The organism is Methylotuvimicrobium sp. KM2 (genome assembly GCF_038051925.1).
Classification (GTDB): Bacteria; Pseudomonadota; Gammaproteobacteria; order Methylococcales; family Methylomonadaceae; genus Methylotuvimicrobium.
Genome location: NZ_CP150634.1, coordinates 3,310,376 through 3,323,536, shown reverse-complemented (window position 1 = coordinate 3,323,536; position 13,161 = coordinate 3,310,376). Strand labels below are relative to the sequence as shown.

Genomic DNA, 13,161 nt, shown 5'->3' with positions numbered 1-13,161 from the left:
ATGGTGTTTGTTAGCTGAAGCCATTAGTGAATCGGGACAGTTTATAAAACGATTACGGCGACAAATGCCGCGCCGATCGAGCAACCGGAAATCATTTTGATTTTTTTACGAAACGGTAATTCCTTCCAGTTTAATGACGCCTTTTCGCGCGTATGAAACCACCAATCCGGGAATTCGGCCTTGACGTTGGAATATAAGCGTTTTGAGTGACGATACAACCAATAAGCGGCGCCAATAAACAGACCCCACATAATGTAAAACACAATAACCTGAGTCGTGTGTCTACTGGTATGAAAAAGATGCTCGACAATTTCATCCAATGCCAATTCAAGCACTTCAAACAAGCCGATTACAATCGACTCCAGTAACCAAAAAGCGGCTCCGGGCATGATTAGGATAGCCGCCAGTACGGACATAAAAATCGCGATTTTAATATTGGTCGATAGTGTCATGTCTGCTTTACCGTAAAAAATTAGTTAATCAAAATACATATCGATTTTTCGCACTGCTTTAAAACTAAGATTCGAAAAATGACTCAGAGACTGATTTTTCGGATGAATAGTATTGTATCGATACTTCCTTTCGTCAACCTTTCACGGAAAAGGCGATCTTTAGGATTGATCATGGCAATGGTTTTTTACGGAAAACACTTTGACAGCAATATCGGTGTTTTAGAATCGTCGTCAATTATACCTTTCGCACTTCAAATTTCGGCAGTAACTTAGGAGGCGTCGGGGTGCTCGGCAAAGGCTTTGCCAGCATGGAGCTTGCATAGAGCCTACAGGGACGTATTCACGGCGTCCTTTGACGGGCACCCCGGCGCCGAATTTTGATCTCCGATGGGTATAAATGATCCCGTGTTGTTGATAGCTATTGGGCAGCTGAATGATTATTCCCCGCTTTTTCATCACCGGCAAAGTCACTCCGTACCTTCAATTTACGATGCTGTTTTGAACGAACCGGCGTAATTAATCTTTGCACGACATGAAAAGTCGCATACTATTTTAAGCCATTCATTCAACATTCAATGGTTAGGCGTTTTTGCAACTAGGGGATACTGATCATTCGCCGGCTTTCGCACAAGCAGTGTAAGCCGCTTGCTTGATTAAGATAGAGCGATTTTCAATAGTGGACGGAGAAATAAAATGAACGAAGACTTATCCAATACAGAGCTTTCAGTGTTAAAAGCTATCGATGCTTGGCATGAGCATATTCGACCGCTTTTTGAAAATGAACAAGATTGCCCCGACTGTCCGAAACGTTTTATTTATGGCTGTTTTTGTAGCTTCGAACGATTGGTTATCGAGCAATCTTTAGAGGGTTTGATCGAAAAAGGTATTTTATCCCAGATTCAATGCACTAAGGATTCCACGGAATATTGTTACCGAGTAATGGTTAATGTTGATCACCAATAATGGTAATCTTTTAGAGTTTTAATGGCTGTTAGCAGTGAATAGGCAATCTGCCTTATTCTTCATAAAACTTTGAATTTCAAGATAACGTTGAAAGCTGTTGCGGTTTTAAAATCTACATTCAAATCCCCCATACGACTACGGAGCAATCATGGGTCCTCATTATCTCAGTCGATTTTTTACGCCTAAAACCGTTGCTGTCATCGGTGCCTCGGAACGCATTGAAAGTGTCGGTCATCGGATATTGGTCAATATGCAGGAAGCCGGTTTTAAGGGTGGCCTGTATCCAGTCAATAACAAACGGAAGCAAATTTCAGGATTGAAAGCCTACCCCAATATCGATACGGTGCCAGACAAGATTGATCTTGCCGTTATCGCTACGCCGGCGCTGACCGTGCCTGATATCGTTCGGCAGTGCGGCGATAAAGGCGTGAGTTCGGTGGTGATCATTACCGCCGGTTTTGGCGAATTGGGTAGTGAAGGCAAGCGTTTACAACAAGAAGTGCTAGATATCGCCCATCGCTATGGTATACGCATTGTCGGTCCTAATTGTCTCGGCATTATTCGTCCAAGCGGGCATTTGAATGCGACCTTCGGCAGCGGGATGATCAAAGACGGTCGTCTAGCTCTGCTCTCGCAGTCGGGAGCGGTTTGCACTGCTATTTTGGATTGGGCGCAGTCGCAGGATATCGGTTTTTCAACGGTTGTCTCGATGGGGGGGGCTGCCGATGTCGATTTTGGCGAAGTATTGGATTATTTGGCGCTCGATAGCAAGACAACCGGTATCCTGATGTATGTAGAAGGTATCCGCGATGCACGGCGTTTTTTGAGCGGCTTGAAGGCGGCGGCTCGCCTGAAACCGGTGATTTTGATTAAATCGGGGCGCCATGAAAGCGGCAGTAAGGCGGCAATGTCGCATACCGGCGCGTTAGTCGGCGGCGATGATGTATTCGATGCGGCGATCGAGCGGGCCGGCGTGGTGAGAGCTTACAGCATCGCACAGCTTTTTTCGGCGGCGCGGGTGCTAGCCAATAATTATGTCGTCAAACAGAATCGTCTGGCGATTATTACCAACGCCGGAGGCCCCGGGGTTATGAGTACCGATCGTGCGGAGGAAACGGGAGTGTCGATGGCTGAGTTGGGTGCGGCCAGTCTCGATGCGTTAAATAAGGTGTTGCCGGTGCATTGGTCTCATGCCAATCCGATCGATATTCTCGGCGATGCGACGCCGGAACGCTATAAACAGGCCCTAGATATTTGTCTGAAAGACGAGAATGTTGACGGCGTGCTCTGTATCCTGACGCCACAGGCGATGACCAATCCGACACAGGTCGCGGAATTGGTTATCGAAGCGGCTAAAACAACTCGGAAGCCGGTATTGGCGTCTTGGACCGGCGGCAAGCGCGTCGAAGAAGGGCGGGCCTTGTTTGATAATAGTTCGGTGGCTCACTTCGGTACGCCCGAAGTCGCTGTCGATGCATTTTCTTTTCTGGCGCAATATACACAAAACCAAATTCTTCTCAAGCAGATACCCAGTGCGGAAAACGAGTTGGCGACGCCCGATATCGACGGCGCCCGCTTGATTATCGAGCGGGTATTAGCCGAGAGCCGCGAAGTTCTGACGACTCAGGAATCCAAAGCGATCCTAGCCGCTTTCCGGATTCCGGTTTCGCAGACGATTAAAGTCGACAGTCCAAAGGATGCGATGATCGCGGCCGAGACGATGGGTTTTCCGGTCGTGTTGAAAGTCAATATGTTTGAGTTCAGTCATAAATCCGATATTGGCGGCGTTCGGCTGAATATCTCCAGTGCAAAGGATATTTCGCATCATTTTCAGGAAATGGAGGGTCTGATCAAGCAGAAATATCCCGAGATCGACAAAGTGATGATGACGGTAGAGCCGATGCATAAGTCTTTCAATGGGCGCGAACTTATGATCGGCGTCATTCGCGATCCGGTATTCGGGCCAGCGATCAGCTTCGGTTTAGGCGGAACGATGGTTGAGATTCTACACGATAAAGCCGTGGGCTTGCCGCCGTTGAACGAATATATGGTCGAGAAAATGATTGCCAAGACCAAGGCGGCTAAATATCTTCAAGCGTTCCGGCAATTGCCGCCGATTAACAAGAAAGCCTTGGTCAATACCTTGTTGAACGTGTCGAGCATGGTTAGTGAATTACCGGAAATAGTGGAGCTCGATATCAATCCATTGATTGTCGACGACAGAGGGGTGATGGCGGTCGATGCGCGGATCAAGGCCTGTGTTTCGCATCAGCTGAGTCCCTATAGTCATATGACGATTCATCCCTATCCGCACGAGATGATTCAGCATTATCAATTGCCGAACGGCATGAATATTTGTATTCGCCCGATTCGTCCCGAGGATGCCGAAATGGAAAAGGATTTCGTGCATAAGTTATCGGAGCGCTCGAAATATTTCCGGTTCATGCAGGCCTTGCAGGAGTTGACGCCGGATATGGTGGTGCGTTTTACGCAAATCGATTATGACCGTGAAATGGCGTTTATAGCCGTGACCGAAGAGCAAGACGGAAAGCCTAATGAGTTAGGCGTCGGCCGTTACATGGCCAATCCGGACGGGCATTCGGTCGAGTTTGCTGTCGTGGTCTCCGATGAGTGTCATGGCATGGGGATAGGTTCGAGGATCATGAAAACGCTGATGCAGGCCGCAAAGTATAAAGGGATATCCTTTTTTGAAGGCGAGGTGCTGGCAATTAACAAGCCGATGTTGTCGTTGGTTAAAAAACTCGGCTTTACGATCGAGCCGATACACGGCGATAGTGAAGTCGTTAGGGTCGTCAAGGATTTAAGGATGTGATATTAACAGTGAGGAGTGAAAGAACCGGCAAGCTCGTCATGAAAATGCATATGTCGCCTAGAAAAAGCATTTCACCATGAAGATCATGAAGCGTAAAAAGTTATATTCATCGTAGATCGAAATTCGGCTCCGGGACGTGTCCTATCGGGCGCCTGACCGCACCCTCGCCACGTCGCACACTTTCATTTTTCGTGGTGATACACTGGATTCATGAGCGCTAATCATAAGGTTTCCGGCTCAATTGGCTTTTTGTTCTTGTTGAATGATGGGATCGTCTAACGAATGGGCTAAAAACCAATTATTCGCGATACGTTCGTGTAAAAAGGCTAGTTTCGTTTGTAATTGATCGAGGATATTGCGTAATTGCAATTGGGTGGTTTGCCGCGTGTCGATCGATAGCACAAAGTCTTTCAGGTCGGCGACATCTTCGGGCAGTTTATCGTGATTAGGCAACTTACCGATGGCATCGGCCATTTCGTAAAGGCAGCAATTAATCGAGCGGGGCAGCGCACTATCCAATATCAGGTAATTTAACACGTCGTCGCCTTTGATTCGGCTGCGCACATGGCGTCGATACATCAATAGCGCATTCAAGGACTGCAACACATTCATCCACAGCAGGCTTTCATATTGACGCATTTCATCGCTGCGCGATTCCGACAGTAATAACGAACTCAAGTCCAATATCCGGCTAGTCATGTCGGCTCGTTCGATGTTTCGACCGAGCAAAATGAAATGGTAAGGATGGTCGTGGCTCATATAGCCGGAAAGTAGACCGGTAAAGCGCTGGCAACCTTCGAGGATTTCATTCAAAAATAAAACCCTCATGCGCCGGCTCGACACCGAATCCAGATGTTTTTTAGTATATAGGTAAAGCTCGTTGACTTGTTCCCAAGCTTCGTCGGGCAATAGTTCGCGCGTCGTGCGAATATTTTCGCGGGCAAGGCTCAGGCATGAAAAAAGGGAATTTCGATGGCCGGGATCCGTTAATAGGAAGCGTGTAACATTGCGCTCTTGAGCCAGTTTGTAATGTTCATGAAAGGCCTCCTGACAACCGTTGATATGGATCAATTGTTGCCAGCCCATCTCGACCCCTTTGGGTAGGTCCATTAATAAATTCATGTGTACGCTAACCAGACGAGCAAGATTTTCGGTGCGTTCCAGATAACGGGCGAGCCAATAGAGGCGTTCGGCGGAGCGTGACAGCATTAGTCGTTCTCCCGGTTGATAATCCATGTATCCTTACTGCCGCCGCCTTGAGAGGAGTTGACGACCAGCGAGCCTTTTTTGAGCGCGACGCGAGTGAGTCCTCCTGCGGTGACAAAGGTTTTTTCGCCTTGCAGTATGAACGGGCGCAGATCGATATGGCGAGGCTCTAAAATATCCTTACATAAAGTAGGCGAAGTCGAAATAGCCAGCGTGGGTTGGGCTATATAATTGCGAGGGTTTTTGAGAACGACTTTTTTAAAGGCCTCGACTTCCTTTGCGGTTGAATGAGGTCCGACCAGCATGCCGTAACCGCCGGATTCGTTAGCAGGTTTGACGACGAGTTCGGCCAGGTGCGCGAGTACATAATCGAGATGTTCGTTGTGACTGCAGAGATAGGTTTCGACATTAGGCAAAATCGGTTCTTCATTCAGATAATAGCGTATCATTTCCGGTACATAGGCATAGACGACCTTGTCGTCGGCAACGCCGGCTCCCGGTGCATTGGCAAGTGCCACATTACCGGCTTGCCATGCGCGCATCAGGCCAGGTGCGCCCAATACCGAGTCTTTGCGGAACACTTCCGGATCAAGAAAATCGTCGTCGATGCGTCGGTAAATCACATCGACTTTTTCCGGCCCTTCGATCGTGCGCATGTAAACGCAATCGTCATCGTCGACCATCAGGTCGCAGCCTTCGACCAATTGTGCGCCCATTTGTTGGGCCAAATAGGCGTGTTCGAAATAAGCCGAATTATAGATGCCGGGTGTTAATACCGCGATTTGAGGACGCCCGTTTTGATTCGGTGCAATCGACGATAACATTTCAAGTAGTTGTGTCGGATAGTCGTCGATCGGCAGAATATTAATGTCTTGCAATAATTCCGGAAAAACGCGCTTAGTAATCACGCGGTTTTCCAGCATGTAGGAAACACCCGAGGGCACTCTGAGGTTGTCTTCCAAAACATACATCATGCCGTCTCGGTCGCGCACCAAATCGGTGCCGCAAATGTTAGCCCAAACGTTATGTCGAGGCTTCATTCCGATGCATTCCTTACGAAAGTTTTTCGAGCTGTTGATGATGTCGCCGGGAATCAAGCCTTCCTTGATAAAGGATTGTTTATCATAGACATCGCTGATGAAGCAGTTGAGCGCAGTTAAGCGCTGTTTTAGACCTCGTTCGATGATGTGCCATTCTTTCGCATCGATGATCCTAGGAATGATATCGAAAGGCCAAGCCCTATCGATATTGCCTTCGTCGCTATAGACGGTAAAGGTGATTCCCATTTCCATGATTGCCAGTTCGGCGGCGGTTTTACGTTTGTCGATATCTTCCTTATTGAGCGTATTCAAATACTGGCATAGATTGTAGCTGACCGCTCGAGGTTGAAACTCCGAATGCATCAGTTCGTCGTATGCGTTTTCGGTGTTGTAGTTTTCCCAAATGCTAGACATAAAAATTCGGTTTCTTAAAGGGGGCTAGGAAAAAATAAGCATAAAAAGTGCCAGTTGATTAATAGAAGAGCTGCTTTCCTGGTATATTTCAGAACTGAATGATAAACAAAGTCCTAGAGAATCAAAGATTGGACATGATCAATAATACACTTTTTACACATGAAGTTTTGGTCTCGATTTAAGGCTTCGCAACAAATAACTTCCCGACTATTTTTGGTTTCCACGGTTCTCCGTGGAGCCCCATACCTTAGCTGCCGTAGTAAGATCGGTATGTATGTCCACGCTGAAGCGGTAGGAACAAGGAAGGTTCCGATCTTTAGTCGCATGACAATTTAACTTAATGGCCGTGACACAGAGCAGGGATCGATATGGGACTTGGTTGTCCAAAGTGATGCGCGCCAATTTAAATTTTGTCCATATTGGTGCGTTCAATTTCCGTGCGAGCCAATCCGATCGCTCGAAGTAGAAATAGAAGTGTAAATTAGTGAACCGGTAAGCAGAATGTTATTGAACGCATTGCATTCGTAGTCAAGGGTGCATTAAGGTTGCGGGTTGGTTTTTTTTAAGAAAGTTTCGGTTTGAATGAGGCGTTTGATGCTGCGGTTTTTATCCTTGTTATCCATAAGGTTATTGGGTAGAGTTTTGATGCCGGCAAAGTTGGTGTGCGGGTTTTTGCATGGATTCTTTATAGCTTTGATATGTAATGCAAAGTTTCTGCATGCTGATTGTGATAATGGAAATTAGTAAACTATAAAATAGGAGAAAAAATTTATGCGTAATATTAAATTGTTCGATTCGAGTGTACATAAATTCGTACTATTGAATGAAAGCGAACCCGGCGAGGAGGAGGGGATTCGTTCCAATCAATATCTCGTCGTGCATGGCGATAATGGCGTTTTGCTTGATCCGGGCGGGTTCGGAGTGATGCCGAGTGTGCTCACGGAATTGTTGCGCTACATTAAGACCGAACAAATCAAAGCGATTATTTTGTCGCATCAAGACCCCGATATCGTCGGCGGCTTGTCTACTTGGTTGGAGCTAACCGATGCTCCCGTATATGTGTCCAGCATCTGGCTCCGCTTTTTGCCGCACTATGGTATTGCCAGCATGGCTCAATTTGTTGGGGTTCCGGATGCGGGAAAGCAGTGCCGCTTTGCTGAAGATTTTGTATTGCAATTGGTTCCCGCGCATTTCTTGCATTCAGAGGGTCAGATTAATGTATACGACCCTATAGCCAAAGTGTTGTTCACCGGCGATATTGGTGCGGCGATGTTGCCTGTCGATGTCGAATATGAATTCGTCGACGATTTTGCCGCGCACTTACCTTACATAGAAGGATTCCACCGCCGCTATATGGTTTCCAACAAAGCCGCGCGTCTTTGGGTCGATGCCGTATCGGCTTTGGATATCGAGATGCTGGCTCCTCAGCATGGGCCGGTTTATCGAGGGCGGGCCGTAGCAGATTTTTTGAATTGGTTTAAAACGCTTCAATGCGGTGTCGATTTAATGACCAGAAGCGGGCATTTCGAGATGGAGAGCCGAAATGCGTCATGATTCTGGTAAAGGAGCGTCTGCTTATCCCGATCATATCGAGGATTTGCGTGTACGCTTGATGAACCAGCTTTTTTCGCTTCTTGAAAGTCAAACGCGAACTCGAAGTTTCGCATCTTCAATCAGTGCTTTGGTGCGTCGTGTCCATGGCGAGATTTTAGAAAATTTTGAACAAGTCCTGGCGCGTATCGACGATCCGGTGACTGTCGCGATGTTCCGTAAAGCGATCACGGATTGTCAAAGCCTTGACATGGCTTTCGAAAAACTGGTCGATGAAAGGCAGCGGCAATGGTATAAAAACGGAAAATATTTGAAATCGGTAGTCGACGAATTGGGTGATACCACTTCTTATTTGGCTTCGGTGTTGGTTGAAAAGGGCCTGCTCGAACGACAGAGCCAAGTGCTGGAAAATATTATCTTTTCGCATGAGAAGGTATCTCAATGGAAGGAGTTTGTTCAGGAGATCCTGATCGGTTTTCATGAAATTTTTCCGTTTAATTTTTTCTTTATCGCGTTTGCCGAAGAGCATGGCTTGTCCTTGTATTTTTATTACATGGGGAACTACTCCGATGCGGCAAAACAAGAAGTTCGCGGCCGCCTTGCCAAGGACATGCTAAGTCAACTCGGGCTGCCGGAGAATGCGCTGCTCGATATCGAAGAGTATGAGATTCCTTGCGAGGTTAATTTAATCGATGTCTGCGATATCAAGATGATTACCGTGCCGGTCCCTGACCAGGCTTACGGTCTGGATGGGCTTTTAGGCATTGCCTATGCATCGGTCAATACTTTGACAACCCAAGAGCAAGCAATCGTTCGCTCTTTGTTGTCGGTAATGGTGATGGTGGTCGGGTCTAGTAAAGTATTGAGTCGAACTCTGTCCGAATTGGAATATTATTCGATACATGATCCTTTGACCGGGATTCATAATCGTCGTTATTTCAACGATATGCTGGAATACGAGATCGGGCGATCGGAAAGGCATAAGCATCAGTTTTCGGTGTTGTTGCTTGATCTTGACGATTTTAAGGATATCAACGACTCGTACGGGCATCCATTAGGCGATGGGGTGTTGAAAATAATCGCCGAATCGATTACCTCTCATATGCGTAAGGGCGATATTGCAACGCGTATGGGCGGCGATGAATTCGCAATCATTTTGCCGGAAACATCGCCGGAAGGCGCTAAGGTCGCGGCCGAGTCGATCCGGGCCAATTTGCAAAGTATTGCGTTCAAAACGCCGACCGGAAAGGATTTTCATATTACGACATCGGTCGGTATCATTAGTTATCCTCGTGACATGCAGACTGTCGAGGATTTGATGTCGGGCGTCGATGTGGCGTTGTATAAAGCCAAGGGCTTGGGTAAGAACGAAGTTTGCGAATTCGATGCGGCCGCGCATTTGACGCAAATCATGCGCGATAGCCGTTCGTTTGTCGAAGACTTGCGATTGGCGCTACGAGAAGAACGCATCCAGCCTTATTTTCAGCCGATTGTCGATTGCAAAACGGGTGAAGTCTTTGCGTATGAGTCGGTTGCTCGTTTAATTGAGACCGATGGCAGAATTACAGCCGCCGGTCAATTCATTGAAACGATCGAAAAATACGGTTTGGGCCGTGAGTTGGACCGGATAATGGTGCGTAAGGTTGTCGAGGTCAATAAAGCCATCATGCAGGCGCAGGGCCAGCCGAAACGCTTGTTTATCAACTTATCGGCTCAGGAAATTCAAGGCCGCGGTATTTTAGGCTATGCGGAGGAGTTATGTGCGCAATTGGAGGTGCCGCCGAGCAGTATCGTGTTCGAAATTCTTGAGCGCGACGCAATCGGCGATATTACGCATATGGGGAAGTTTCTAACCAATTTACGCAAAAAGGGATTTGCATTTGCTTTGGACGATTTCGGGAGCGGTTATAATTCGTTTCATTATTTGCGCGAATTACGCTTCGAATATGTCAAGATCGACGGCGCTTTCGTGCGCAATATCGTCAATTCCAAGATCGACCGGGCGCTGGTGCGCAATTTGTCGAATTTGTGTCAGGAGCTCGATATTATGACAATCGGCGAGTTTGTCGAGTCCGAGGAAATCTTTGATTTATTGAAAAACATGGGGATTAATTTCGGACAAGGATTTCATATCGGCTTGCCGCTCGACAGTTTGCCGGGGTGCTGATGCAGCACAATGTTTATAGCTTTTTTTTATTACCATGAAGGGCATGAAGATAATGAAGCGAAGAAAATTGAGTGCTTTATAAGCTGTCCCAATATCGCAGATGAACTGAATCAATAAATTCAATGCAGTAATACAGGTTTTTCAAATCCCGTTAATGACTAAAAAATATCAAAACAATGGCGGGACTGGAGTGCGGTAATGATGACATAGGCTGTTAATGGTTAGTCGCTCATTTAAGTTGAAAACGCTGTATCTTCAAGAGGATATTCATAAACTTTGAGTCATCTTTCAGGAGAGCAAAGCTGTTTTGTAATGGCATGGCAAGCTATTGAATTAACTTCTTATTCTAAGTTGAAGAAGAATAGGCGGGCGTTTTGTGATGAAGCGCAGTGGAATAGGATGAGCTGGAGTCGACTATATCGCTATTCCGTTCCGCTTCATCGAAGTTTAAACGGCTGGCTTCTTGGTTACTGAGTATTGTCCTTTTCGACGGCTTCGTCCAAGCGCTGCATGATGTCGGGGACTGCACTGATGACTCGGTTCCAGCTTGGCATGAATGGGGTTTCCATTGGGTTGTCGAGAAAAGAATCGCCGGCGCGCATAATATTACGAGTAAACAATTCGACGGTTTTTTCCTCCTGGTGCCGATCCAGCTTCAATCCGTTGATACAGGCATCGTTGTAATACGCTTCGATCGCATCGAGCGCGGTTCGGTAGTAAGTCGCTTTTAGGGTTCGAAACGTTTCTTTGTTAAAAATTACGCCTTGCGTTGCCAATTTGCGGTAAATCGCCTTGGCGATGTCGGTGCTCATTCTGGATAATCCGCGGCTGGCATCTTCTTCCGATAGCTCTTGATGCTTGTGATCGTAAGCATCGGCAATTTCCACTTGACAGATATGATTGCTGGAATGATTCCGGTAGATTTCGGACAGTACGCCGATTTCCAGTCCCCAATCGCTCGGTATGCGAATTTCCTTGAGACTATCGACGCGAGTGGCGAACTCGCCGGACAAGGCATAACGAAAGCTGTCCAAATAATTGAGATAATCCATATTGCCGATGACTTGTTTTAGCGCCCTGATCAACGGCGTGACTAATAGACGGCAGACCCGTCCGTTTAGTTTATTATCGGCGACCCGATAATAATAGCCTTTGCAGAATTCATAATTAAAGCTGGGATTGGCGACAGGATAAAACAGTCGGGCCGGCAGTTCTCTGTTATAGGTCAATATGTCGCAGTCGTGCAACGCGACCGCTTCCGCTTGGCGCGAGGCGAGAACATAGCCGTAACAATACCAGACATTGCGCCCTTTACCGGGCTCGATCGGCGCAAGTCCTTCTTCGGCAAGCAGGCGATCGATCGCTTGCAAATTGGGCCCGTCGTTCCAAAGAATTTTATGGGGCTGCGGCAGTTTGCTGAAAAATTCACGAGCATGGTTAAATTCGCTACGGTCGGCACGGTCCAACCCGATGACAATCTGGCTTAAATAAGGAATTTCTCGTATTTGCTCGATAATGTTATTCAGTGCCGGGCCTTGTAGTTCCGAGTAGAGCGAAGGCAATACCAGCGCCATTGGCCTCTCTTTGGAAAAGGCCTGTAATTCATTCTCCATTTCGGCCAGTCGGTTATGTTGCAGGCGGTGTAAGGTAGTAATCGCACCGTTTTGAAAAAAATCACTCATGGTCGGTTCCTCCGTCGATACGTTTGAAAATAGCCTCCATCGCTTCGCGCCATCCTTCGGGGGCTTGATGTTGAGTATAGATGACTTCCGCATCAGGTTTATTTAGAGCAAGAGATGTGCCTGACTTTTTGCGAATGACCGCAGCCAGGTCTGCTTGCTCGAGCATGGCTCTGTCATTTTGGCTATCGCCAAGGGCGATGCTGGTAAAGTCGATGCCATAGTCTCGATGATAGAGCTCAATCAGTTGATGCATGGCCTTGGCTTTATCGGTATTTTGTCCTTGTGCATGAAAAAATCGACCGCCTTTCAATAGTTTTAGTCCGTTTTTTGCCAGGGCTTGTTCGAATAGCGCTAATTCAGCATTGCCGCCTTGCCAAAGCAGCGGCTCCGAGCCGGTTCTTTGTTTGGCCATCGCCGCTTTGGTCAAGGCTAAGCCGGTCAGTTTGCTGACGGCTTCGAGGCTGAGCTCGGAAAATCCGGTAAAAGGAAATTGATGCTCGGCTTTGAGTGTCTGCAAGACGGCTAAGATTTCTTCGTAACCGGGGCCTAGTCGAACGGGTGTGAGTGGTGCCGTATATTCGCTAAATAAATTAGCCGGAATATAGATGGCAGCCCCATTTTCGACCACAAAAGGGTCGTTATTGTGGAGGGTTATTCGAATATCAATGATTTCGGGCAGCGTTTTGCTGGAATTTAGGATAAGCGGGATTTTATGGGCTGCGATTCTTGCTAGAACGCCCTTAGATGGTGCAAATGAGTAAGAATCATGACCCAATAAGGTGCCGTCAAGATCTGAAAAAATGAGATAAGGATGCATAATGGTGCTTGGTTTTCATGGATTTCCTGAAGGAGA

Annotated in this window: 9 protein-coding genes; 4 read left to right on the top strand and 5 right to left on the bottom strand. The window is 47.1% G+C overall.

Features of this window, described 5'->3' with window-relative positions:
• Positions 1-41 precede the first annotated feature (41 nt).
• Complete coding sequence (locus WJM45_RS13860) at positions 42-452, bottom strand: hypothetical protein (protein WP_341325680.1); 411 nt, start codon at positions 450-452, stop codon at positions 42-44.
• 693 nt (positions 453-1,145) lie between these two features.
• Here WJM45_RS13860 and WJM45_RS13855 point away from each other — a divergent pair.
• Together WJM45_RS13855 and WJM45_RS13850 are read left to right on the top strand one after the other, a co-directional pair.
• Positions 1,146-1,415, top strand: coding sequence for a hypothetical protein (locus WJM45_RS13855; protein ID WP_341325679.1), 270 nt, complete (start codon positions 1,146-1,148; stop codon positions 1,413-1,415).
• Between the two features lie 148 nt (positions 1,416-1,563).
• Entirely contained in the window at positions 1,564-4,248 is a 2,685-nt protein-coding gene (locus tag WJM45_RS13850; protein ID WP_341325678.1) for a GNAT family N-acetyltransferase, read from the top strand.
• A 237-nt stretch (positions 4,249-4,485) separates the two neighbouring features.
• Here the strand turns inward: WJM45_RS13850 and WJM45_RS13845 are convergent, their stop codons facing one another.
• Together WJM45_RS13845 and WJM45_RS13840 are read right to left on the bottom strand one after the other, a co-directional pair.
• A complete protein-coding gene (locus WJM45_RS13845) occupies positions 4,486-5,457 on the bottom strand; it encodes an alpha-E domain-containing protein (RefSeq protein WP_341325677.1) in 972 nt (323 codons plus the stop codon).
• A complete protein-coding gene (locus tag WJM45_RS13840) occupies positions 5,457-6,908 on the bottom strand; it encodes a circularly permuted type 2 ATP-grasp protein (protein ID WP_341325676.1) in 1,452 nt (483 codons plus the stop codon). The genes WJM45_RS13845 and WJM45_RS13840 overlap by 1 nt, the downstream gene beginning before the upstream one ends.
• 771 nt (positions 6,909-7,679) lie before the next feature.
• On the opposite strand from WJM45_RS13840, the gene WJM45_RS13835 reads away from it, so the two are divergent.
• Both WJM45_RS13835 and WJM45_RS13830 read left to right on the top strand, forming a co-directional pair.
• A complete protein-coding gene (locus WJM45_RS13835) occupies positions 7,680-8,462 on the top strand; it encodes an MBL fold metallo-hydrolase (protein ID WP_341325675.1) in 783 nt (260 codons plus the stop codon).
• Positions 8,452-10,626 (top strand): bifunctional diguanylate cyclase/phosphodiesterase, encoded by a 2,175-nt coding sequence (locus tag WJM45_RS13830; RefSeq protein WP_341325674.1) that lies wholly within the window; start codon positions 8,452-8,454, stop codon positions 10,624-10,626. The genes WJM45_RS13835 and WJM45_RS13830 overlap by 11 nt, the downstream gene beginning before the upstream one ends.
• Before the next feature lie 467 nt (positions 10,627-11,093).
• Here WJM45_RS13830 and WJM45_RS13825 read toward each other — a convergent pair whose 3' ends face one another.
• Together WJM45_RS13825 and WJM45_RS13820 are read right to left on the bottom strand one after the other, a co-directional pair.
• The gene (locus tag WJM45_RS13825) at positions 11,094-12,308 is read right to left on the bottom strand and encodes a glycosyl transferase (protein ID WP_341325673.1); all 1,215 of its coding nucleotides are present in this window, start codon (positions 12,306-12,308) and stop codon (positions 11,094-11,096) included.
• Positions 12,301-13,125 (bottom strand): HAD-IIB family hydrolase, encoded by an 825-nt coding sequence (locus WJM45_RS13820; protein ID WP_341325672.1) that lies wholly within the window; start codon positions 13,123-13,125, stop codon positions 12,301-12,303. Before WJM45_RS13820 ends, WJM45_RS13825 begins: the two co-directional genes overlap by 8 nt.
• Positions 13,126-13,161: the final 36 nt, after the last annotated feature.